Annotated in this window: 19 protein-coding genes; 2 read left to right on the top strand and 17 right to left on the bottom strand. The window is 60.1% G+C overall.

What is annotated here, in order from left to right:
- Positions 1–4: 4 nt before the first annotated feature.
- From AC4FIA_RS13990 to AC4FIA_RS13980, 3 genes are all read right to left on the bottom strand, one after another.
- Complete coding sequence (locus AC4FIA_RS13990) at positions 5–2164, bottom strand: ATP-binding cassette domain-containing protein (RefSeq protein ID WP_490366434.1); 2160 nt, start codon at positions 2162–2164, stop codon at positions 5–7.
- A gap of 53 nt (positions 2165–2217) precedes the next feature.
- The gene (locus tag AC4FIA_RS13985; RefSeq protein WP_490366366.1) at positions 2218–3504 is read right to left on the bottom strand and encodes a TolC family protein; all 1287 of its coding nucleotides are present in this window, start codon (positions 3502–3504) and stop codon (positions 2218–2220) included.
- A gap of 101 nt (positions 3505–3605) precedes the next feature.
- Positions 3606–7097: an Ig-like domain-containing protein gene (locus AC4FIA_RS13980; protein ID WP_490366365.1), complete on the bottom strand. Its 3492-nt coding sequence runs from the start codon at positions 7095–7097 to the stop codon at positions 3606–3608.
- Positions 7098–7532: 435 nt separating this feature from the next.
- Here AC4FIA_RS13980 and AC4FIA_RS13975 point away from each other — a divergent pair, with 435 nt between their 5' ends.
- Positions 7533–8042, top strand: a complete 510-nt coding sequence (locus tag AC4FIA_RS13975; protein WP_488048675.1) for a flavin reductase family protein — start codon at positions 7533–7535, stop codon at positions 8040–8042.
- Positions 8043–8045: 3 nt separating this feature from the next.
- On the opposite strand, the gene AC4FIA_RS13970 is transcribed toward AC4FIA_RS13975, so the two are convergent.
- The 9 genes from AC4FIA_RS13970 to chvE all read right to left on the bottom strand — a co-directional run bounded on the left by AC4FIA_RS13970 (position 8046) and on the right by chvE (position 18260).
- Entirely contained in the window at positions 8046–8507 is a 462-nt protein-coding gene (locus AC4FIA_RS13970; RefSeq protein ID WP_490366364.1) for an NUDIX hydrolase, read from the bottom strand.
- A gap of 91 nt (positions 8508–8598) precedes the next feature.
- On the bottom strand, positions 8599–9222 hold the full coding sequence (locus AC4FIA_RS13965; RefSeq protein WP_490366363.1) for a hypothetical protein: 624 nt from the start codon (positions 9220–9222) through the stop codon (positions 8599–8601).
- A 24-nt stretch (positions 9223–9246) separates the two neighbouring features.
- Complete coding sequence (locus AC4FIA_RS13960) at positions 9247–10749, bottom strand: aldehyde dehydrogenase (NADP(+)) (protein WP_490366362.1); 1503 nt, start codon at positions 10747–10749, stop codon at positions 9247–9249.
- Positions 10750–10761: 12 nt separating this feature from the next.
- Complete coding sequence (locus tag AC4FIA_RS13955; protein WP_490366433.1) at positions 10762–11679, bottom strand: dihydrodipicolinate synthase family protein; 918 nt, start codon at positions 11677–11679, stop codon at positions 10762–10764.
- 12 nt (positions 11680–11691) lie between these two features.
- Positions 11692–12618: a Gfo/Idh/MocA family protein gene (locus AC4FIA_RS13950; protein WP_490366432.1), complete on the bottom strand. Its 927-nt coding sequence runs from the start codon at positions 12616–12618 to the stop codon at positions 11692–11694.
- Positions 12618–14360 carry an L-arabinonate dehydratase gene (gene araD, locus AC4FIA_RS13945; RefSeq protein WP_490366361.1) on the bottom strand — a complete coding sequence of 581 codons (1743 nt, stop codon included), beginning with the start codon at positions 14358–14360 and terminating at the stop codon, positions 12618–12620. Before araD ends, AC4FIA_RS13950 begins: the two co-directional genes overlap by 1 nt.
- Position 14361: 1 nt before the next feature.
- Positions 14362–15597, bottom strand: a complete 1236-nt coding sequence (mmsB, locus tag AC4FIA_RS13940) for a multiple monosaccharide ABC transporter permease (RefSeq protein ID WP_490366360.1) — start codon at positions 15595–15597, stop codon at positions 14362–14364.
- A 14-nt stretch (positions 15598–15611) separates the two neighbouring features.
- A complete protein-coding gene (gene mmsA / locus AC4FIA_RS13935) occupies positions 15612–17132 on the bottom strand; it encodes a multiple monosaccharide ABC transporter ATP-binding protein (RefSeq protein WP_287475535.1) in 1521 nt (506 codons plus the stop codon).
- An 81-nt stretch (positions 17133–17213) separates the two neighbouring features.
- On the bottom strand, positions 17214–18260 hold the full coding sequence (gene chvE, locus AC4FIA_RS13930; protein ID WP_103909004.1) for a multiple monosaccharide ABC transporter substrate-binding protein: 1047 nt from the start codon (positions 18258–18260) through the stop codon (positions 17214–17216).
- Positions 18261–18455: 195 nt separating this feature from the next.
- Here chvE and AC4FIA_RS13925 point away from each other — a divergent pair, with 195 nt between their 5' ends.
- A complete protein-coding gene (locus tag AC4FIA_RS13925) occupies positions 18456–19373 on the top strand; it encodes a LysR family transcriptional regulator (protein WP_490366359.1) in 918 nt (305 codons plus the stop codon).
- A 5-nt stretch (positions 19374–19378) separates the two neighbouring features.
- Here the strand turns inward: AC4FIA_RS13925 and AC4FIA_RS13920 are convergent, their stop codons facing one another.
- The 5 genes from AC4FIA_RS13920 to AC4FIA_RS13900 all read right to left on the bottom strand — a co-directional run.
- Complete coding sequence (locus AC4FIA_RS13920; RefSeq protein WP_490366358.1) at positions 19379–20827, bottom strand: aldehyde dehydrogenase; 1449 nt, start codon at positions 20825–20827, stop codon at positions 19379–19381.
- Between the two features lie 22 nt (positions 20828–20849).
- The gene (locus tag AC4FIA_RS13915; RefSeq protein WP_490366357.1) at positions 20850–21563 is read right to left on the bottom strand and encodes an ABC transporter ATP-binding protein; all 714 of its coding nucleotides are present in this window, start codon (positions 21561–21563) and stop codon (positions 20850–20852) included.
- A complete protein-coding gene (locus AC4FIA_RS13910; protein ID WP_490366356.1) occupies positions 21556–22284 on the bottom strand; it encodes an ABC transporter ATP-binding protein in 729 nt (242 codons plus the stop codon). Before AC4FIA_RS13910 ends, AC4FIA_RS13915 begins: the two co-directional genes overlap by 8 nt.
- A complete protein-coding gene (locus AC4FIA_RS13905; RefSeq protein WP_490366355.1) occupies positions 22281–23192 on the bottom strand; it encodes a branched-chain amino acid ABC transporter permease in 912 nt (303 codons plus the stop codon). Before AC4FIA_RS13905 ends, AC4FIA_RS13910 begins: the two co-directional genes overlap by 4 nt.
- 3 nt (positions 23193–23195) lie before the next feature.
- Positions 23196–24036 (bottom strand): branched-chain amino acid ABC transporter permease (locus AC4FIA_RS13900; protein ID WP_490366354.1); only part of this gene is annotated, 841 nt, incomplete at its 5' end.

Raw genomic sequence — 24036 nt, 5'->3', positions numbered from 1 at the left:
GTCGTTACCCCTTTTTCCCGCCAGCGGCGGCGCGTTGCAGGTGGTCAAGCACCTGATCGCGGGGGCCGTCTACGGTCATGCGACCGCCGTTCAGAATAAGTGTGCGCGTCGCCAGCGACAGGATCGGCACGCGGTGCGTGGCAATCACAGCCGTCCGGCCCGGCAACCATTTCGCAAGACGCGAGATCAGCGTTTTCTCAAGCGTCTGATCCAGCGCGGCGGTCGGTTCGTCCAGCAGCACGATTTCAGGATCCTGCAGCCACAGACGTGCCCAGCCGATGCTTTGGCGCTGCCCGACAGACAGGCCCGAACCGCCGTCGCCGATGGGCATATCCAGACCTTCGGGATGCGCTTTGACGTATTGGCCCAGCCCCGCAAAATCCAGCGCGTGGTACAGGCGGTCGTCGTCCGCTTCGAGCATCGACAGGTTCAGGTTATCGCGCAGGGTACCCGCAAACAGACGCACGTCCTGGCCGAGATAACCGATGGAGCGGCGCAGGTCGGTCGGGTCGATCTGGCTGATCTCAACCCCGTCCAGCAGAATACGCCCCTCGGTCGCGCCATAAAGACCCGACAGCAGCCGCAGGAAGGTCGACTTGCCCGCACCATTGGTGCCCAGAATGGCCAGCGACTGACCCGGCTGGATGCCAAGCGCGGGAATATCCAGCGCGGCGTTGCCTTCGCCATAGGCGTAGGTGACGTTGGTCAGCTCATACTGGCCGCGCAGACGTTCGCGGCGCAGGTATTTGCGCGTCTCGCTGCGGTCCTGTTCGGCCTCGGCGATGGCATCCAAGCCATCCAAAGCGGTTTTGACATTGCCCCAACGCGACATGATGCCGGACAGCTGGGTCAACGGCGCAAGCGTGCGCGAGGTCAGGATACCCGTCGCGATGATCGCGCCGACGGTAAAATCGCCCGCGAACACCAGATAGGTGCCGGTGATCACCGCGCCCACATAGGTGCCCTGCTGAATGGCCTGCGCCCAGAAGGTCAGGTTGGCCGACAGTTTGCGCTGTTCCGATGTCTTGACCGATTGCACAGCCGACATTTCTGTCCAGAGACGACGGAAGCGGTCTTCGCCACGGGCGGCTTTGATGGTGTCGAGCTCTGCCACAACCTCTTGCAACAGACGCGCCTGTTTGGTGCTGGCGCCCTGCATTTCGCGGGTCAGTCGCATCATCCGGCGTTGCAACAGCAGGCCCGGCACGACCATCAGGATACCACCCGCGATCAGAACCCAGACAACGCTGCCTGCAATCGACCAGACCATAAACAGGAACAGAAAGATAAACGGAAGATCAGCCACAGCCCCCACGGTCGAGGCGGTAAAGAATTCGCGCACAGACCCGAATTCGCGCATGGCCGAGAATAGCTGCGACGGCGAACGCGCGGCGATTTCCGACCGCATCCCTAACAGGCGATCCATCAGCAACTGCTGCACGCCCATCTCGATCTGCCGCCCTGCCCCGTCCAGCAATTGCGCACGGGCCGCTTTCAGAAAGCCTTCCAGCAACAGCGCCATCGCGGCACCGGCGGCAAGCACCCAAAGCGTCGCCTCAGACTGATGCGGGATCACGCGGTCATAGACCTGCAGCGAAAACAGCGCGACCGCGACGGCCAGCATGTTCGCCACGAAAGACCCAATCGCCACCTCGCCGAAATGGCGGGAAAAGCGGCCGAACTGGCCCCAGAACCAATGTTTCTTTTCGTTCAGACCAGCGTGGATTTCGCTAAGCCCTTCGATCGGCGCATCGCCACGCAGGATGATGCCGCTGAACACAGGGGCGAACTCGGCCACCGGCACTTCGCTGCGGCGGTCTTTGACGCTGTCGTCATAGACGGTCAGCATCGATCCGCTTTGCGACAGAACCAGAACGATCTGGCCCGATGTCATCAACGCCAGCGCAGGGAAATGCGCCTTGGTCAGGCGGGTGGATTTCTGCGCCTCGGCCACCAGACCGGCGGCTTTCATGCCCGCCAGCAGCGCCTCGGGGCCATAGCTGTCATCTTTTCCGCGATGTTTGGTCAGCGCGTCCAGAATATCGGGAATACGGCCTTCGATGCCCTTTTGACGGGCAAACAGCCGGATCACTTCGGCACGGGCGCGTGCCTTGTCACTGTGCAGGGGCGCACGACCGGGTTTGTTGGCCACAGCCTCTGACATGGTGTTCAGATGCTCTCGGGCCTTACCGGCCATGGCGATGACCTGCTGCGAGTTCAAATCCGATCCCCCGAAGCAAGCACACCTTGAAGCTCGGCGATCCGAAGCTCGGCCCGTGCGGCTTTGTATTTGACCTCAAGCGCGGTTTCGAGTGCGCGGATATATGTCTCGTAGACGCCGACAACCTCCATCACCTTGCGCTGTCCGCCGTCATATTGCTTCTGGAACAGATCAAGGTTGGATTTCGCCTGCGTCACAAGCGATGACGCCTCTGCGCTTTGGCGTTTGTAGGCCTCGTATTTGCGGGCCAGCGACGCCATTTCACGGTTTGCATCCTCGCGTGCCTCGGACACACGGCGTTCTGCGGTGTCTTTGGTCAATTCGATGGATTCCAGCGTGGCCATGGTGCCAAAGCCGAAGCCCTGATCAGCCTGTACGTTCAGACCGCCACCTGTGTTGCCGTTCTGATCAATGCTGGCCTGCGCACCCAGTCCGGGCAGATGGCTGGCGCGGGCGATGCGGGCGTTGGCCAGTGCGATGTCGCGGGCGGTTTCGGCCTCAAGCACCGAAAGCGGATCAATGGCCACGGGCGCGGCACCCAGTTGCCCGATACCACGGACATCGTCCATCGGGCTGGCCGACATGGCGTTCAGCTCGGCCAGCGCGGTTTCCGCGTCTTCCCGTGCGGCGCTGCGCTTGGCTTTCAGGTCCGCAAGTTTCTGCTGAATCACGTTCAGGTCGGACATGTTGGACACGCCGCCTTTGACGCGCTGATCCATGATCCATTCGAAATGGTTCAGATCGCTAAGCGCCGCATCATACTGCGCGGTGGCTTCGCGGCCTTCCGCAGCTTTCAGATAAAGCCCGATGGCATCAGCCACGCGTTTGTTGCCGTCGGTGGACATGGCGACAGCGGCGGCTTCGACCTCGGCCTGCGCCAGATCACGTTCGGCGCGCTTGCGGCCATTGTCGAACAACACCTGATTGACGACGATTTCGGCCACCAGATCACCCAGTGATGTCAGCGACACGCGCGGACCCAGCGTCGGAAGCCAGTTCCGGTCAGCGGCCTTTTTGCGCAGGATCGCAACGCGAAGCTCGGCTTCGGCCACGCGGGCATCAGAGGCCAGAACACCAGACGCCACCGTGGCGTATGGGCTACCTGCCTGAAGGATGCTGTGACGCGCTTTCAAATTTTGAATGATCGGGGATGTTTCGACGTCTGCCTGCACAGACGCCTGGCCCACCAGTTGGTCGTTCGGTCCCGATGCGAAACGCGATGCGGTTTCGGGGGCCGTGGATTTCAGACATCCACTTAATAGAATTGTACTCGACAGAAGCACGATGCCTCTGCGTATTGCCGCCTGCCTCATTGGTCTGTCCCAGTTTTTTTATGATCATTCCCGGCGCATTGCCCGTGCGCCGGGAGGTCTTAGTTTGGGGATCAGATGACAACCTGAGAGATATCGTCCTCGATACGGATCGTTGCTTCGCCCAGGGTGAAGATGTTGAACCCTTCTCCGTCATTGCCGTGCGCAGTTGCACCGGTAATGGTGATCTGATCGTCAACACCGCCTGTGATGGTCAGCGTGTCTGTGTCAGAGTTCAGAGCAAGGATTTGTGCCTCGGTGATGGTCAGTTCGCTGTCTTCGGCAAACTGCAGATCGATGGTTTCGATCTGGTAGTCGCCCAGCGTGTTCGCCAGCGCATCGGTCATGGTGACTTCGGACGTGGTTGTGTCGTCCAGCACCAGATAGGTACCCGATGTGTTGCCCGCATCATCCGTGCCGGTGATCACAAGGTGCGATCCGTCCGGTACGTTCTGGGTGAAAGCATAGCTGGTTTCATTCAGCGGCTCGCCAAGGTCGAACGACATGTTCGCGACCTCTTCCACGGTGCCCGCGTCAGTCACGTGGCTGACCACAACATCGTCTTCGGTGGTTTCGATCGTCACACCGCGTAGACCTGTGTGGTCACGGGTGTAGCTTTCGACCAGCGGCGAATTCGGCGCGTCGGTGTCGATCGACAGGGTTTCCGTGATGGAACGGGTATTGCCCGCCGCATCCGTCGCCTCGATCAGAACCGGCAGATCGAAGGTGCCGCGCGGGATGTCCGCAGACGCCAGATCGACGCTCCAGTTGCCGTTTGCATCGACAGTCGCGGTATGTGTCACGCCGTTGATCGTCACCTGCACGGTGGACCCGCGTTCTACGGTGCCGGTCAGGGTCAGACCCTCCGACGCTTCTGCTGCGTTGACCACGCCGTCACCGGCGATGAATTCGTTGGTGCCTGTCAGCGTGTCGACCAGCGTATCAACCTGGAAGGTCTGCGTGGTCTGCGTGCTGTTGCCCGCCATGTCGGTTGTGTTGATCACAGCCGTGGTGGTGTAGGTGCCTGCCGGAACCTCGCCCGCCGCAAAGGCCACGGACCAGTTGCCGTTCGCATCAACGTTGGCCGCGCGTGTCACACCTTCGAACGTCACGGTCACAGCCGCACCCGGTTCGGTGGAACCGGTCAGGACGATACCGTTGGACGCCTCGGCACCGTTCACGATGCCGTCGCCTTCCACCGGATCGGTCGAAACGCTGAAGTTCTGGACCTCGGTATCGATGCTGACGCTGTCGGTACGGGTCAGAGTGTTGCCTGCCGCGTCTGTGATGGTCGCGGTGATCTGTGCCTCATACGTGCCTTGCGGAATTTCCGAAGACAGGAAGTTCGCCGTCCAGATGCCTTGCGCATTGGTCATCACGTTGCGGCTGACGCCACCCAATGTGACAGTGACCATCTGGTTCGGATCGGATGTACCGGTAAGAACCACGCCATCCTGCGCCTCGGCGAAGTTGACGACATCGTCGCCCTCAACCGGTGCCGCGCTGATGGTCAGGCGGCCTGCGTCGGTATCCACAGCAACCTGCTGGGTCAGCGTCGATACGTTGCCGGCGGCGTCGGTTGCCACAGCGGTCAGCGTGTAGCTGCCTTCGCCTGCGGGCATTTCGCCTGCGCCAAAGTTGACCGTCCATGTGCCGTTCGAAGCCACGGTCGCCGCACGGTTGACGCCGTTGAAGCTGACCATAACGGTGCTGCCCGGCTCTGTTGTGCCCGACAGCGACATGCCTTGAGAAGCCTCAGCCGCGTTGATCACACCGTCCGCACCACCCGGTGCGCCGTTGATCGCAAAGTTGCGGACCAGTGTGTCGACATCGACTGTGCCGGATGCTGTGGCCGTGTTGCCAGCCGCATCGGTGGACACTGCTGTGACTGCAACCGTCTGTTCGCCTTGCGGAATTTCCGACGCGGGGAAGTCGACCGACCAGCTACCGTTCGCGCCCACGACTGCCGGGCGTGTCGCGGACCCGAAGGTGACCATAACGGACGATCCCGGCTCGGCTGTGCCTGTCAGGGTCACGCCGTCGGTGCGTTCGGTGTTGTTGATCACACCGTCGCCTTCGACGCCAGTGGTCGAAACCGTCAGGCCGGTGGTTGTGTCCAGATGGAATGTGTCTGTCGCCGTGGCCGAGTTGCCCGCCAGATCTGTCGAAGTCGCGGTGACAGTGATGTCCTGCGTGCCTTCGGGCAGATCAGAGGCCGCGAATGTCACGCTCCATGCGCCATTCGAACCAACTGTTGTTGTATGCTCGACACCCAGAATGCTGACAACAACGGTCGCGCCCGCTTCGCCGGTGCCCGAGAAAGACACGCCATCGGCACGCTCGGATGCGTTGACGATGTCGTCACCTTCAACCGCAGTCGACGAGAACGACAGCGATGTTTCGGTGTCGATGCGGATTGTGTCGGTGATAACGGTGCTGTTGCCCGCCGCGTCCGTCGCGGTGATGATGATATCTGCGTCGTATTCACCACCCGGCAGTGTGTTTTCGTCGATGGTGACAGTCCAGCCGCCATTCGCATCCACTGTCGCGGGGAAATCTGTGCCACCAACCGTAACAACCACGGTCGAACCCGGTTCAACCTGACCGCTCAGGACAACGCCACCTGCGTGGCCGTCGCCGTTGATGATTTCGCTGACGGAAACCGTGCCGCTTTCGACCTCGACCGCGGGAGCGGTGACATCGATGCTGACGCTAGGCCCATCCAGATCGACAGAAGAACCGTCGGGCTGGTTGACCGTGACTTCAACGTCATAGTTGCCATCGGCAGGGAATGCGTCGCCGGTAAATTCGGCTTCCCACGTGCCTTCGTCCGTGGCTGTCGTTGTGACGGTTTCCTCGCCAATTGTGACGATCACTTCGGAACCCGGTTCAGCCGTACCTGTAATGACAACTGTCTGTGTGTCATCGCCGTAAACTTCGCGCGGAACGTCGACGTCATCGACGGTCGGCGTGATCATCGAGCTGCCGCCGCCCGAACCACCGCCCGAGCTGTCATCATCCAGAAGCGACGCGCCCAATAGGGCCGCACCACCCGCAGCCGCAGCCGCCGCAGCACCGCCGCCGCCGACCAAACCAGCGCCCAGCAGACCGGTCGCCAACATGCTGACCTCTTCTTCGGGCTGCACGTCGTTCGCGATCATCGCGTAGTCGGACGGCGATACGACCGCCGGCTCTTCGACAAAGATCAGATCATCTTCAGGGGACCATTTACCCCAAGTTTCTGTGGGGCCATACTGGGCCAGCAGAATGCCGCCCTCGGCTTCGACGAACTGGACCGAATTCAATTGGCCTTCGGCGCTCAGATACAGCGACACAGGCGCGCCGTTGCCGAAATAGCCGTCCAGAACGATCACCCGGCCATCGGCCAGAGTGATCAGAAGATCGTCGCCCGCACGGTCATAGCCACGCAGGTTTTCTTGTTTGATATTGATAGAAATTTGGTCGCCACGGTCGACAGGGATTACAAAACCATCACCATCACTACCCACGGTACCCATCTGCACCGCACCCGCAGGGGTACGGATCGCATAATCGATCGCGTTCATTATAACACCGCCGTTGCCTCAATCGACGACTTTTCGCCGTCATATTCTTTTATGATTTCATCCGTACCTTAATTTCGCCTCATTCTCCAAGGGAAAATGCGTCAGGAATTATCAATAGTGACAAATCGCATCGAAAGTTGTTGTCAAAATCCAACACACGCATCACAGCTTTGGAATTTCTAACCAACTGGAAAAAAACAAAAATTTTCTGAACGATATTTTCAAGGCCTTTATTTTCCTGATCTTTTACCCCATTGCGCCCTGCCGTTACCCCCAACCCACACTCAAAAGTTAGGGTCTTTGCCGAATGCGCCGCGTTTTCGCATCACCGCGCGAAAAAATCGCCTTGGCGACGGCCATTCGCACCCTAGGTTTCGACAAATCATTGGCTTTGCCGCGAAACGCAGGTAACCGAGGGCGCGCAACAATATGCAGATGACACGACCGACGATGACCCAAAGTTTTGATCCGTCCGAGGAAGATGGCCGCCTGTTCCGCAATGCTCTCGGGCAGTTTGCGACAGGTGTCACCATCGTGACCTGTGATGCAGGCGACGGACCTTTGGGGATCACCGCGAACAGCTTTTCATCCCTGTCGCTGGATCCACCGCTGGTGCTGTGGTCACCGGCGAAACAGTCGTCGCGCTATCCGTTCTTTGCTGCGGCCTCGCATTTTGCCATCCATGTGCTGGCACATGATCAGGCAGACCTGTGCACCGGATTTGCCCGGAATGGCGATGCCTTTGCACAAGCCGACTGGGTGCGGAATGCGGACAATGTGCCTTTGATCAACGGCTGCCTTGCGCGCTTTGAGTGCAAAACCGAAGCCTGCCATGACGGCGGCGACCATACCATTATGGTCGGCCGTGTTCAGCGTGTCAGCATGGGAACCGGCGCGCCGCTGATGTTCCATGCGGGGCGCTACGGGCAGTTCAGCGCGGACTAACCGTCAGGATGCGTTCAAAAGCTTGCGGATAACGGGCTGCTTCTTGGGCTTGTCCCGCAAGGACATCAACAATTCCGCCAGTTCGGGTTCATGGACGCGCTTGGCCGCGGCTTTCAGGCTGAACCAGCGGCGTTTGCGTTGATGACGCTCTTTCCAGTTCCGCTTCAGCTTTTCCACGATCATCGGGTACACACGCACCACGCAAGGCAGCGGAGTCTGATCCTTCAGGATTTTATCATAGCGGTAGGTGCCAATCATCTCCTTCGAGATACAGCCCACGGCGCCTGCTTCTTCAAGCGCTTCGATCTCGGCGGCGGACCACGGCTTTTCGTCGCTCATTTCCCAACCTTTGGGCATGACCCAACGACCCGTATCGCGCGATGTGACCATCAACACCTTCAGGGTACCGGAACTGTCCCAACGAAGGGGAAGGGCTGCGATTTGCATGCCGATTGTGCGTGCCATCTGACGAACTTTTTTGATTATGATTTTGTGCCTGTGATCCCGTTTATATGCCAAATCAAGCATAATTTCCATGCCCAGTGACAAAATGCGCCTATTTCGGTGGCATCTGGACCTTTAGCAGGCCCTCTTGGATGGCGTCGAAAACGGGCCGTGGGGTCAGGACAGACACCATGTCAGCAGGGTTGCATCGGGCACTGACATAGCCGTCGTTAGTCCACATCTTCACGGTGTCATCGCGCCGGACGAATGCACGTCCTGTGGTGTCGGTGAAAAACACAGTGTCCGGCACTTCCGCAAAACGTGCGTCGAAGGAATTCTGCCGCCCGTTCGCGTCACGCCGATACCTGTGCAAAAGCGCGTCAATCTCGCCCGCTTTGGGGTTGGAGCCAAGTTCGGGGCAGACCTTGATCATCGCCTGCTTGAACGCCAGATAGTCGGCGCGCCTGCATTCCGCGCAGGGGCGATGACCGGCGGCATAGGCCGTGGCTTCGTCCAGAAAGAACAGTTCGGTGTAGGACCGCGGCGCCATAATCTGGCGCTGCCGGTTTTTGAACTGCAAGACACAGGTGATCCACGCCTTGTGCGCCCAGCTTCTGTGGCCAAGGTTGCCTTGGTCATCGTGCAGAATACCGCGATTGCCCATGTACGCGCCGCGCTGCGGGATCGCAACGATATCGCCAAAGGGCGTGACGCGGTTTTGTCTAGGCTGGCACATAGCGGCCAGCCTAGACGGGTTTCATCAAGGCACCAAGGCGTCTGGCAGGTTCTGATAGCACACGGGCCGCAGGAACCGGCGGATGGCCAACGTGCCAACCGACGTCGCGCCGAAATTGGTCGATGCGGGGTACGGCCCACCGTGAACCATCGCATCGGCCACCTCGACCCCCGTGGGGAAGCCGTTCGCCAACACGCGCCCCGCCTTGCGCTCCAGAACCGGCATAAGGCATCCGGCCAAATCCATATCAGCATCATCCATCTGAAGCGTTGCTGTCAGCTGGCCCTTAAGCGCACGTGCCACTTGGGCCATTTCATCGGCATCTTTGACCCGCACGACCATGCCCAGCGGGCCGAAAACCTCTTCATCCAGATCAGGGTTCGCCAACCATGTCTCGCCTGTCGTTTCCAACAGCGCAGGCGTGCCTTGGCGCGCATCCGCGTCTGACGACAAATGCGTGGTCACCCCCGCCGCCGCCATCATATGATCACGTCCTGCACAGAAGGCCGTCGCCATGCCTTCTGTCAGCATGACCTGCGGGCCCACATCGCCCAAGGCCCCTTTGGCCGTGGCGACAAAGATGTCCGCATCCGCGCCATCCACCATCACGACTACACCGGGGTTGGTGCAGAACTGCCCTGCCCCCATGGTCAGCGATGCCGCCCAACCTTCGGCCATCGCCTGACCACGCGCGGCCAAGGCGTTGGGCAAAGCAAAGATCGGGTTGATCGAGCCAAGCTCACCAAAGAACGGGATCGGCACAGGACGCGCGGCGCACAGATCAAACAGGATGCGCCCGACCTTCAGCGATCCGGTAAAGCCAACAGCCTGAATCAACGGATGTTGCACCAGCGCGGTACCGACGTCGGCGCCAACACCATGCACACAACTGAACACGCCCGGATGCTGGCCGGTTTTCTGGATCGCGGCATGGATCGCCTCGACGACAATCTCGGTCGTGCCGGGATGTGCAGGATGGCCTTTGACCACCACGGGGCAGCCAGCCGCAAGCGCCGCCGCCGTGTCGCCCCCTGCCGTGGAAAAGGCCAAGGGGAAGTTCGACGCGCCGAACACAGCCACGGGTCCAATCGGACGCTGCACCATCTTCAGATCGGGGCGCGGCAGTGGCTGACGATCCGGCAAAGCCACATCATGGCGGCGATCCAGATAGTCGCCCTTCAGGATGTGATCGGCAAACAGACGAAGCTGACCTGTGGTGCGGCCCCGTTCGCCTTGCAAACGCCCCTCGGGCAGGCCCGTTTCAGCGCAACCGATTTCGGTGATCTGCTCGGCCCGCGCTTCGATTTCATCCGCGATGGCGTTCAGAAAATCAGCGCGTTCCTGCGCGGTGGTCGCGCCATAGCTCCAGAACGCGTCTTCGGCGGCCTGACAGGCATGATCGACCAGCGCAGGCGTGCCATCAAAAAACGTGAACCCATCGCCTGTGACCGGCGTCGAGGTAAAGGTCGCCTCGCCCGCAATCCAGTTGCCCGCGATCAGATGTTTGCCATGGGGTGTGAATGTCATGTGACGCTCTCCTTACTTTCCCCATTTCAGGGCAATCAGATCCATATCACCGGCCAGTTGCAGCAGACGTGCGCGCGTGCGGGCGGACATGGGTTTCAACGGATGGCGCACGTAGTCAGACCCGATCACGCCACCCTCTTTCATCACCACCTTGCAAGCACGCAGCCCGCACTGGCGGTTTTCATGGTTGATCAGCGGCAGACAGCGCGTCCAATGGGCCAAAGCTGCGTCCTTGTCGCCCGCAAGATAGCTGCGGATGATCTGGCCGATGTGTTCGCATTGCAGGCCCGATGTCATGGTGCCGGTACAGCCCGCATCCAGATCAGCCAGCAACGTCGCGGCCTCTTCCCCGTCGAACGGGCCTTCGATGGCATCGCCGCCCGCTTCGATCAATGCGGCAAGTTTGTCGGCGGCAAAGGGCATCTCCATTTTGAAGTACCGCACCTGCTCAAGCTCTTTCGCCATGCGCGTCAGCAACGGTACCGAAAGCTGGCAACCGGACAGGGGCGCGTCCTGCACCATGATCGGGATGTCGATGGCGTCGGAGACCGCTTGGAAATGCTCGTAAATCCCCGCCTCGGCCGGAACCAGACCAACGCCGTGATAGGGGGGCATCATCATGACCATCGACGCCCCCAGCGCCTGCGCCTGTTTCGCGCGTTCGACCACGATGCCGGTGTGGAAATGGCTGATGGTGACGATCACAGGAACACGCCCCGCGACATGTTCCAAACTGATCCTCATCAGCAGCGCGCGTTCTTCGTCGGACAGCACGAACTGTTCGGAATAATTCGCAAGGATACAGATCGCATCGACGCCCTGATCGATGATGCAATCCAGAACGCGGCGCATACCGTCCTGATCCACGGTGCCATCGTCATGAAACGGCGTGGGCGCGACGGGAAGGATGCCTGTCAGGGGGGAAGTGATCATGTCTTGGTCCTAGTCGTAAAATGGGTCGACGATTTTGCGGTGGCCCAACAGAAAGGCATCAGCCACATGGCGCATCGGTTCGAAATCGGTGTCGCAGGCGCCGGTCGCCAACAGTTCAGCCATGCGGGCGTAGAGGCGCGGGTATTCACCGGATAGCGCCGCAGCACTGGCGCTGTGTTCCTGCCCGTCAATGAACATCCTGCCGCCGCCTTCGTCCAGCAGCAAGGTGCCCGCGTCGGTCACAGCCTCAATCTGCCAGATCTGGCCGCCTTCCTGACGCCAGTCGAAATCGGCGCTGACCTTGGCCCCTTTCGGATGCACAAAGTCCAGCGCAGCGGCGATCGGGCCTTGTTTGTTTTCCGGCACCTCAAGCGTCGCGTTCTTCAGGTGCAACTTGTCCGGCAGGATTTCCGTCAGGATCGACAGCGCGTTGATACCGGGATCAAAGACGCCCAGACCACCCGGCTCCCAAATCCAGTCCTGACCGGGGTGCCAGCGGCGCACGTCTTCTTTCCACGTCACTTGCAAACGTTTCAGCGATTTGTCTGCCAGCCATTCCTTGGCCGCAGGCACCATGGCCGCTGCGCGGGAATGCCATGTTGCGTAGAGCGTCAGGCGTTGCGATTGCGCCAGTTCCGCCAGCTTTTCGCATTCCGACAGCGTCGCGCCGGGTGGCTTTTCAAGCATGACATGACGACCAGCGCGCAACGCGGCTTCGGCATAGTCAAATCGCGGCACCGGCGGCAGGCAGAGCGAGATGACGCGGATATCGGGACGTGCCTTCAGGAAGGCATCGAAATCCGCATGGCTTTCCACGCCCGCGACTTTGCCACTGCGCGACACGGTGGCGGCAAGGTTCCACGCATCCGACGATTTCAGGGCGGGCACGTGCTGGTCCAGCGCGATCTTCCCGATCCCGACAAGGGCGATATCGATCAATGGCTGTCCTTTCCTACGGCGTTTCCGCGGCATCCCTTGAGGAACGTCAGATCGGCACCGGTATCGGCCCCTTCTACATGTTCCTGATGCAGCCACGCATAGCCGGACGTCGCGCGTTCATGGTGCGGTGCCCAATCGGCCAGACGTGCAGCCAGTTCGCCATCAGGGATATCCAGATGCAGGCGGCGGGCGGGTACATCCACCTCGATCATGTCGCCGGTTTTGACTACGGCCAACGGGCCACCTGCGGCGGCTTCGGGGGCGGTGTGCAGGATCACGGTGCCATAGGCCGTGCCCGACATCCGCGCATCCGAAATACGGATCATATCCGTCACGCCCTTTTTCAGAACCTTGGGCGGCAGGCCCATGTTTCCGACCTCAGCCATGCCGGGATAGCCCTTGGGCCCGCAGTTCTTCAGCACCAGAATGCTGTTTTCATCCACGTCCAGAGCATCGTCATTGATCCGCGCCTTGTAGTCGTCGATATCTTCGAACACGACAGCGGGGCCGCGATGGACCAGCAGATGTTCGGACGCAGCAGACGGTTTCAGGATCGATCCTTTGGGCGCAAGGTTGCCCTTCAGAACCGCAATGCCCCCCTGCGCGGTCAACGCGCGTTCAACAGGGCGAATAACGTCTTCGTTCCAGTTCTTGGCGTCTTTAACCTCTTCCCAGATGGCACCACCAGACACGGTCAGCGCATCTTTGTGCAGCAATCCGTCCTGACCCAACTGGCGCAGGACCACGGGCAGGCCACCGGCATAAAAGAACTCTTCCATCAGGTATTCGCCCGACGGCTGAAGGTTTACAATCGTCGGCACATTGCGCCCACAGCGGTCCCAATCGTCAAGCGTGAAATCCACCTCGATCCGGCCTGCGATGGCCAGAAGGTGCACCACCGCATTGGTCGATCCGCCAATCGCGCCATTGACGCGCACGGCGTTTTCAAAAGCCTCTTTCGTCAAAATATCGGACGGCTTCAGATCGTCCTTCACCATCTGCACAATTCGCCGCCCCGACATCTGCGCCATCACGCGGCGGCGGCTGTCGACAGCAGGGATCGCGGCATTGCCCGAAAGCGCCATGCCCAAGGCTTCGGTCATCGACGCCATCGACGATGCCGTGCCCATAGTGTTGCAGGTACCTGTGGAACGTGTGACGGCGGCCTCGGCCTCAAGGAAATCTTCCTGCGTCATCTCGCCTGCCTTCACGGCCTCGGAGAACCGCCAAAGATGCGTGCCCGCTCCAACGCGTTCGCCTTGGAACCAACCGTTCAGCATCGGGCCACCGGTGACCACGATCGACGGCAGATCGACAGACGCGGCAGCCATCAACAGGCTTGGCGTGGTCTTGTCACAACCCACCATCAACACACAGCCGTCCATAGGCTGTCCGCGGATCTGTTCCTCGATGCTCATCGCGGCCAGATTGCGGAACATCATCGCCGTGGGGCGGAAGGTGTTTTCGCTGGCGGAGAACACCGGCACCTCGACGGGAAAGCCGCCGGCCTCCCAGATGCCTGCCTTCACCTTTTCGGCCAATTCATTCAGGTGGCCGTTGCAGGGCGTCAGTTCGGACCATGTGTTCAGGATGCCGATGATCGGGCGACCGTCGAACAGGTCCTCGGGGTAGCCCTGGTTCCGCATCCATCCACGGTGATAGATGCTGTCCCGCGACGTGCCTCCGTACCATTCCTGACTGCGCAGACGACGGGGCCATTTTGCTGGTGTAAATGCCATATTATGCCTGCTTGGATTTATTGTAGACGTCGAAGATCACAGCGGCCAACAGCACCAGACCCTTGATCATCTGCTGATAGTCGATACCGATCCCGAGGATGGACATACCGTTGTTCAGAACCCCCATCAGGAAGGCCCCCACAACCGCGCCGACGATCTTACCGACACCGCCGGACATGGACGCACCACCAATGAACACCGCCGCGATCACGTCGAGTTCCAGCGCAAAGCCCGCCTTGGGCGTGGCCGAGTTCAGACGCGCGGCAAAGACCATGCCCGCAATCGCAGCCAGAACGCCCATGTTCACAAAGGCAAGGAACGTCAGGCGTTCGGTTTTCACACCTGACAGCTTGGCTGCCTTCACATTGCCACCCAGCGCATAGATGCGGCGGCCTGTGACGGTGCGTTCGGTGAAGAACGCATAAACGATTGTCAGAACACCCATGGTCAGCAGCACGTTCGGCAGGCCACGGAAGGTCGACAGTTTGAACAGGATAAAGACCAGCGCAAAGGCGATGATGCCGACACGCGCCCAGAAGAAGGCCTTGGGTTCGGTCTCCATCCCGTAGGCACGGTTCTGTGCGCGCTTCTTCATCTCAAGGTACACGACCAGCGCAGCGGCGATAATACCCGACGCAAGCGCCAGCATATTCACACGGCGTTCGCCCAGGAAGCCAGCGACAGTTTCGCCCAGCCCAGCAGGGAAGATATCGGGCACAAAGCCGTTCGCGATCATCTGGAATTCACGCGGGAACGGGCCCAAAGACTGACCTTCCAGCAACCACAGCGACGCGCCGCGAAACACCAGCATCCCCGCCAAGGTCACGATGAAAGACGGAATCCCCCAATAAGCGACCCAATATCCTTGCGCCGCGCCGATCAAGCCACCGGCGATGATACAGACGATCATCGTCACGCCCGTGGACTGTTCGAATTGAACGATCATCACAGCCGCCAAAGCGCCGACAAACCCCATGACAGATCCGACAGACAGGTCGATATGCCCCGCCACAATGACGATCAGCATGCCCAGCGCCATGATGACGATATAGCTGTTCTGCAGCAGCAGGTTCGTCACATTCACCGGCTTCAACAGGGTGCCGTTGGTCACGATCTGGAAGAACGCCATGATCGCGATCAGCGCGAACAACAGCCCGTATTCCCGAAGGTGCCGCACCAGATAGGCACCGATCCCCGACGCCTCTGATCCTTGTGCTTTGCTATCCGCAAGTTCCATCCCCGATCCCTTCCCTAGTCCGTTACGATCAGCGACATGATGGCTTCCTGACTGGCCTCTTCGGCTGTCAGTTCGCCCACGAATGCGCCTTCGTTCATCACGTAAATTCTGTCACACATGCCCAAGAGCTCGGGCATTTCAGAGGAAATCATCAGCACGCCTTTGCCCTGCGCGGACAGTTCGTTGATGATCCCGTAAATTTCGAATTTCGCGCCCACATCGATGCCGCGCGTCGGTTCGTCCAGAAACAGAACCTCGGGCTGGGCAAAAAGCCATTTCGACAGCACGACCTTCTGCTGGTTGCCGCCCGACAGGTTCACAACCCGCTGGAACACACCCGGTGTGCGGATGTTCAGCGCTTCGCGGTACCGTTCGGCCACGCGGGTTTCTTCGGCCTCGTTCAGGATTTGACCCGTGGCCACACCCTGTAAATTAGCCAGCGAGATATTGCGCTGGATCGTTTCATCCAGCAGCAGGCCCAGCGCCTTGCGGTCCTCGGTCACATAGGCCAGCCCCGCATCAATCGCGCGGCTGACGGTGCCGGTATCGACCGGCGTGCCGTTCATTTCGACCTGACCGGAAATCTTCTGCCCGTAGGATTTGCCAAACAGGCTCATGGCCAGTTCGGTGCGCCCCGCGCCCATCAGGCCTGCCACGCCCACAACCTCGCCCGCGCGGACGGTCAGGTTCACGTCGCGGATCACCTGACGGTCGGCATGCAGCGGGTGGAAAACGTTCCAGTCCTTCACCTGCATCAACACATCGCCCGCCCGACGTTCGCGCGTCGGATAGCGCTGTGCCATGTCGCGGCCCACCATGTGGCGCACGATCCGGTCTTCAGTGATTTCGTCCTGACCGGCGATCATATCAGATACAGTCGTACCATCGCGGATCACGGTGATCTTGTCGGCCACGCGGCGCACTTCGTTCAGCTTGTGACTGATGATGATCTGCGTGACGCCCTGCGCCTTCAGTTCCAGCATCAGGTCCAAAAGCGCCTGACTGTCGGATTCTGACAGGGCCGCTGTGGGTTCGTCCAAAATCAGCAGACGCACTTCTTTCGACAGGGCCTTGGCGATCTCGACCAATTGCTGTTTGCCGACGCCCAGTTTGTCGATCAGCGTACCGGGGGCTTCGCTAAGCCCCACCTTCTTTAGCAACTCCATCGTCCGGCGGTCGGTTTCGCGCCAGTTGATGACGCCACCCTTGGCGCGCTCGTTGCCCAGAAAGATGTTCTCGGCAATCGACAGCAGGGGCACCAGCGCCAGTTCCTGATGGATAATGATGATGCCGCGCTCTTCGCTATCGGCGATGCCCGCGAATTGCGCCAGCGCGCCATCGTAATGGATTTCGCCGTCATAACTGCCTGCGGGATAAACCCCCGACAGGACCTTCATCAACGTCGACTTGCCTGCGCCATTTTCCCCGACAAGGGCAAGGATTTGTCCCTGTTCTACGGTCAGATCCACCTGGTCCAAGGCTTTGACACCCGGGAATTCCTTGGTGATCCCGCGCATTTCCAGCAGCGCAGCCATAGTGCTGTCCTTCCTTCAATCACCCCCCAGGGCACGACCGGTGTTGGGGCCGGACGCACCATGGGGAGAAACCTGTTTTGATTACTTCAGCTGGTCAGCGGTGTAGTAACCGGAGCCGAGGATGACCTCTTCCCAGTTCGACATGTCCACCGACACCGGCTCAAGCAGGTAGGACGGCACGATCTTGACGCCGTTGTTGTACGTCGAGGTGTCGTTAATTTCCGGCTCGCCGCCTTTCAGCAGCGCCTCGACCATACCCACAGTCACACGCGCCAGTTCGCGGGTGTCTTTGAAGACGGTCGAATACTGTTCACCCGCCAGCATGGATTTGATCGAACGGACTTCGGCGTCCTGACCGGTGACGATCGGCATTTTCAGATCGCCAGAGCCATAGCCCACACCCTTCAGGGACGAGATGATGCCAATGGACAGACCGTCATAAGGCGCCAGTACGCCGTGTACTTCGGCATCGGTGTAATGTGCAGACAGCAGGTTATCCATGCGTGCCTGTGCAACCGCACCGTCCCAGCGCAGGGTGCCAACAGTGTCCATGCCCATCTGGCCGGATACGATGTTGATCTCACCACTGTCGATCAGCGGCTGAAGCACAGACATCGCGCCATCATAGAAGAAATACGCGTTGTTATCGTCAGGCGAGCCGCCGAACAGTTCGACGTTATACGGACCGTCGCCAAAGCGTTCTTTCAGACCGTCGACAAGGCTGCTTGCCTGCTGAACGCCTACTTTGAAGTTATCGAATGTCGCGTAGTAGTCGACATATTCGCTGTCGCGGATCAGGCGGTCATAAGCGATGGTTTTGATGCCTGCGAAATGCGCGTTTTCCAACGCGTTGGACAGTGTCGTGCCGTCAATCGCCGCAATCACCAGAACGTCGACGCCATTGGTGATCATGTTTTCGATCTGCGCCAGCTGGTTCGGGATATCATCTTCGGCATATTGCAGGATGGTGTCGTAGCCAGCTGCTTCGAACTGTTCGACCATCGAGTTGCCGTCCGAAATCCAGCGCGACGAGGATTGGGTCGGCATCGCGATGCCAACGGTGTCAGCCATAGCCGCAAAGCCTGTCAGAGCCAGAGCCGAGCTGGTGAGCAATAGTTTCAAATTCATTTGGTTTCTCCTCCCAAGTCCATGATCACGCCTTGTCCGCATCGCTGGTCCCTCCCTCGGGTTGCGGGCGACTCGGCCCACCTCAGCGATGCTGCGCGTCATGGCGGGCAATTTACGCCGCACACTGCATACCTGTAAAATTGACTAACGGGCATTTCGCATATCATAAACGTTATGCAGAATTCAGGACGTCCCATGCAGAACCTTAACCGCATCAAACCCAAGCATCTCGAACTGATGCTGAAGATCGACGAAACCCAGCAGCTGCAACTTGCGGCGCGGGCCGTCGCCATTTCGCAGCCTGCCGCATCCCGCATTCTGGCGGATCTCGAGGCGCAACTGGGCAGTGACCTGTTCATCCGCCACCCCGCGGGGATGGAGCCGACGCCCGCGGGCCGTATCCTGCTGCGGCACGCACGCGTGGTTGTATCGGAACTGGGCACCATGTGGGATGAACTGAACCACCTGCGCTCGGGGTCTTTGGGGGATGTGCGTGTGGGCGCTGTCACCGGCCCCGCTGTTGGGTGCCTGATGCCCGCCGTACAAAGCATCCAGCAGGACTATCCCGATCTGCGCATCTCGGTGGACGTCGCCCCCTCCGCCACGCTGTTCCGCAAGCTGGAAGAGGCGCATTATGATTTCATCATGGGCCGCACCACCCCCGGCTACAAACGGACCGAGTTCCGCTTTCATCCCGGACGCACCGAAATTGTGTCGCTCATGGTGCACAAATCCCATCCGCTGGCGGGGCAAGACCCAGTCGATCTGGCCGAACTGGCGGCCTATCCGTGGGTGATCCAGGAAGAAGGCTTTCCCATCCGCGAAGCGATCGAAAACGCCTTTCACAACAAGGGCGTCTCTGGCCCCAGCCGCGTTTTGAACACCTCGTCCCTGATCATCGCCCTGTCGCAAGTCGCCGAAGGTCAGGCCATTTCGCCCCAGACGAAAGAGGTGATGACGCTCCTGACCTCGCAGGAAATCGGCGCGAACCTGACCGAGTTGAAGACCAGCGCACCGGTGGTGGTGGCCCCCTACTTCGTCATTCAGGATTCACGCCGAAAACTGTCCCGCGCCGCAGAGCGGGTTCTGCACGAGGTTCTGAAGCGGATGTAACCCTATCAGATCGGGTAGTGAACTGGACCGTCCTGCAAGGTGATCCAGCGCAGTTCGGTAAACTCGGCCACGCCCCAAACACCGCCAAAACGGCCATAGCCCGATGCCTTTATGCCACCGAACGGCATTTGCGCTTCGTCGTGCACGGTGGGCGCGTTGACGTGGCAGATGCCGGATTCGATCCGTTTGGCCACAGCCATTGCCCGCATCACATCCTGACCAAAGACCGCCGCCGATAGCCCGTATTCGCTGCTGTTGGCGATGCCTACGGCTTCGTCCACGGACCCTGCACGAATGACCGAGGTTACGGGGCCGAATGCTTCTTCGGTATAGATCCGCATTTCCGGTGTCACATGATCCAGCGCGACCGCGTTCATTATGGTCTGATCGCCACCTCCACCGATCATGACAGCGCCCTTATCGACCGCATCCTTGACCAGATCGCGCACACGGTCCGCCGCCCCTTGGTTCACCAGCGATCCCAACGGCTCGGTCCCGTCACGGGGATCACCCGCGCGCAGGGATTCCACCTTTTTCGTGTAGGCCTCGACAAACTTGTCGCCAATGTCACCCACGGTGATGATGCGTTCGGTCGACATGCAAATCTGGCCTTGGTTCATGTACCCGCCAAAGCCCGCCGCTGCGACGGCCGCGTCGATATCTGCATCATCCAGAATGATCATTGGGGCCTTACCGCCCAGTTCCAGTAGTGCAGGCTTCAGGTAACGACCACAGAGCTCACCGATGATCTTGCCCACTCGTGTCGAACCGGTGAAGTTCACACGGCGGATCGCGGGGTTCTTAACCAGAGCCTCAACGATCTGCGGTGCGTCGTTCGGATCGTTGGAAATCGCGTTCAGCACACCGGCAGGGAAGCCCGCCTCGGCCACGGCCTCGACCACCAGCGCGTGAACGCGGGGGCACAGTTCAGACGTTTTCATCACCACGGTGTTGCCGCAGGCCAAGGGCGTTGCGATCGAACGCACCCCAAGGATCACCGGCGCGTTCCAAGGCGCCATCGCCAGCACGACGCCTGCAGGCTGGCGGATCGCCATCGCCAAAGAACCGGGGCGGTTCGACGGGATGATCTCGCCCTTGATCTGGGTGGTCATGGCCGCTGCCTCGACCAGCATGTCGGATGCCAGTTTGACGTTGAAACCGGCCCAAGCCTCGGTCGCGCCAAGCTCTTCTTTCATCGCGGCAATAATGTCGCCCGCGCGGGCTTTCAGGTTTTCTGCCGCTGCCAGCAACTTTTCGCGGCGCACACCCGGCGAGGTCGCAGACCATTCCGGAAAGGCCTGCGCCGCGGCATCCACCGCGCGGTCCACATCGCTCAGGCTGGCCGCCGCCGCGTGGGTCACAACATCCCCTGTAATCGGGTTCGACCGTTTGAACTGTCTTCCGGTCTCGGACGGGACGAATTCACCATTAATATAAAGGTTCAGATCAGTCATTTTACCCAGTTCTTTCGTTGGATTAGGAAACAGCCCCGCCCAAAAAGGCGCGGACAACTTGAGGGTCGTTTTTCAGGTCTTCGGCTTTGCCGGACCCGATGATGCGACCGGATTCGATCAGATAAGCGCGATCCGCCAAGGCCAGCGTGGCACGCGCGTTTTGTTCGACGATGACAATCGTCAGGCCCTTGTCGCGGATGCCTTTCAGGGCGGCGAAGACCTCTTGCACCACAATCGGGGCCAGCCCGAGCGATGGCTCGTCCAGCAACAGCAGGTCCGGCGACGACATCAACGCACGACCAATGGCGACCATCTGCTGTTCGCCGCCTGACATTGTGCCCGCGATCTGGGCTTGACGTTCGGCCAGTTTGGGGAACAGGTCAAAGACCTCGTCCTGCAACTGGTCTACCTTGGCCCGCGCCCGTTTCGGGTTCGCCCCCAGCAACAGGTTTTCCGCCACAGACAGGCCCGGAAAGATGCCACGTCCTTCGGGAACCAAGGCAATTCCGTTTTCCACGAGTTCATGCGGCGGACATTTGGTCAGGTCCATACCGTGATAATCCATCGTCCCAGACCCGATGCGCACACGACCCCCGATGGCATTCAGAAGCGAAGACTTGCCCGCCCCGTTGGCGCCAAGGATCGCGACCATTTCATGATCGGCCACCTCTATCGACACGCCATCCAGCGCGACGTGGCGGCCATAGCTGACGGTCAGATTTCGAACATTAAGCATCTTCACTGTCACCCAGATAAGCCGCGATCACGCGCGGGTCGTTCAGGGCCGATTGCGTCGCTTCATCGGCGATCAAACTGCCCGAGTTCATGACGACCACGCGTGGGCACAGGGCACGCACGGCCTCCATGATGTGTTCGACCATCAGGATGGTCAGGCCGCTTTGGCTGAGTTCGCGGATCAGTGCGATGCCTTGGGCCAGTTCCGTTGGGTTCAGACCCGCCAGCCATTCATCCAGCAACAGAACTTCCGGCTCGGCTGCCAAAGCGCGGGCCAGTTCAAGGCGCTTCTGGTCGATGTAGGTCAGCGATCCTGCGCTGGCCGTGGCACGGTCGGCCAGCCCCACGCGGTTCAATGCTGTCATCGCCGTGTCCTTCGCCGCCTGCCCCCAGTGGGATTTCGCGCCGAAGACCGCGGTGATCATCACGTTTTCCATCAAAGACAGTGACGGCAGAATGCGCACCAACTGGAACGTCCGCGCCACCCCTGCATGGGCGATCTGATCCGCCCGTTTGCCGGCCAACGAAACACCGTTCAGACGGATATCACCGGATGTCATGGGCAACGCACCCGAGATCAGGTTGATCAGCGTTGTCTTGCCCGATCCATTCGGTCCCAGCAGCCCGAGGATCTCCCCCTGCTCCAGCGAAAACGACACGCCATCCACCGCTGTCAGACCACCGAATTTCTTGGTCGCTTTGTCGATTGTCAGAAGGCTCATGCTGTCTCCTCCTTCTTACCACGACGCAGGCCTTCGATCCCGGCCAGAACACCATTCGGGAACAGGAACACCACCCCGATGAACAACGCGCCAAGGAAGATCGGATAGACGTCAGGGAAATGCGCCGACAGGTATTCAAAGGCCAGAAACAGCGGGATCGCGCCCAGTGCAGGCCCCCAAAGCCGGTTCGCCCCCCCGAACAACGCCATGATCACGGTCAGGAAGCTGACGGTCGGATTGAAAACAATCGCGGGTTCCACATAGACCCAACGGGGCGAAGCGATGGCACCGGCCAGTGTCAGGATCGTGGCCGACAGCACAAAGGCCATCAGCTTCATCCGTGCCAGCGGAATACCGGAATGGGCCGCCACAACCTCATCATCGCCAATCACGCGCAGGGCCAGACCCAGACGGCTGCGATTGATATAGGCGGTCAGACCAATGGTGATCGCGGCCAAGGCCAGCATCTGCCAATAGATGCCACGCGCGGTGATATCGACAAAGATATAGCGCCCCAGCGTGCCGTAGATGTTGATCTCGTACCATGTGATCAACTGGCGGATCAGTTCGGCCAGACCGAAGGAAAAGATAACAAAGTAAACGCCAGCAAGCCGTAGCGTCGACAGCCCCACAACCAACGCCATGGCGGCCCCCACACCTGCCGTGATCAGCAGGATCATCGGATAGGCCATCACCTCATTCAGCATGGCGACGACATAGGCGCCTGCCCCGTAAAACGCGACGGTGGCCAGCGATACATAGTGGGTCGGGCCCGAAAACAGCGCCCAGGCCGAGGCCAGCGTGACATAGGTCACCATGCCGATCAAAAGACCCAGCGCATAGTCCGAGGCCACAAAGGGAACCGCCGCCAAAAGCGCCAGAGCAACAGGATAAATCACGTATTTCATGGCTCAGGCCTTTCCGAACAGGCCTTGGGGCCGGAACAGCAGAACCAACAGGAAGATCGCGAATGTCGCAGCCAGCGTCAGACCCGGATCAATCGCGGTGGCCACAAAGGTTTCAACCAGTCCCAGCAGCAGTCCCGCCGCCAGCGCACCGCCAACGTTGCCTACGCCGCCCATGATCACGATCACCAGTGCCTTCATCGTGAACACCACGCCACCGCTTGCCGAAAATGTCTGGTACATCGCCACGGTCGCCCCTGCCGTCGCGGCCAAAGCTGTGCCCAAAGCAAAGCCCTGACGGGCGACCTTGTTCACGTCCAAGCCCACCAAAGGCGCGGATGTCGGCGTTTGCGCCACGGCCCGCAGCGCCAGCCCCCAGCGTGTCGTTGCCAACGCGATCACAAGCGCGCCGCCAACAACCACGCAGATGCCCAAGGCGATCAGGCGGTTCAGCGCGACGGTCACGCCAAAGATCGTCACGCCCTTATCCAGATAGGAAATCGACGTGAAGTTCGGACCAAAGACCAACAGCAGCACGCCCTGGATCAGGAACAGCAACCCGAAGGTCGCAAGAATCGAGTCCACGTCCAGCTTACCCCCGCTGGACCGCGCCACCAGCGGCTTCATCATCACAGTGTACAGCAGGCTGCCCACCACATAGCCAACCGGCCCGATCAGCGCGACTGTCAGCAAGGGCGAGATGCCAAAGCCCTGCATCAGCGCCACAAGGATAAAAGCCGCCGCCAGCGTCAGTTCGCCGTAAGCAAGGTTCATGATGCGGGCGATGCCGTATTGCAGCGTCAGCCCCAGCGCCAGCAGCGCATACGTCCCGCCGAGCACAAGCCCG

Source organism: Thalassococcus sp. (assembly GCF_982780845.1).
The sequence above is the reverse complement of the archived record's forward strand: the minus strand, read 5'-3'. Positions and strand labels throughout refer to the sequence as shown.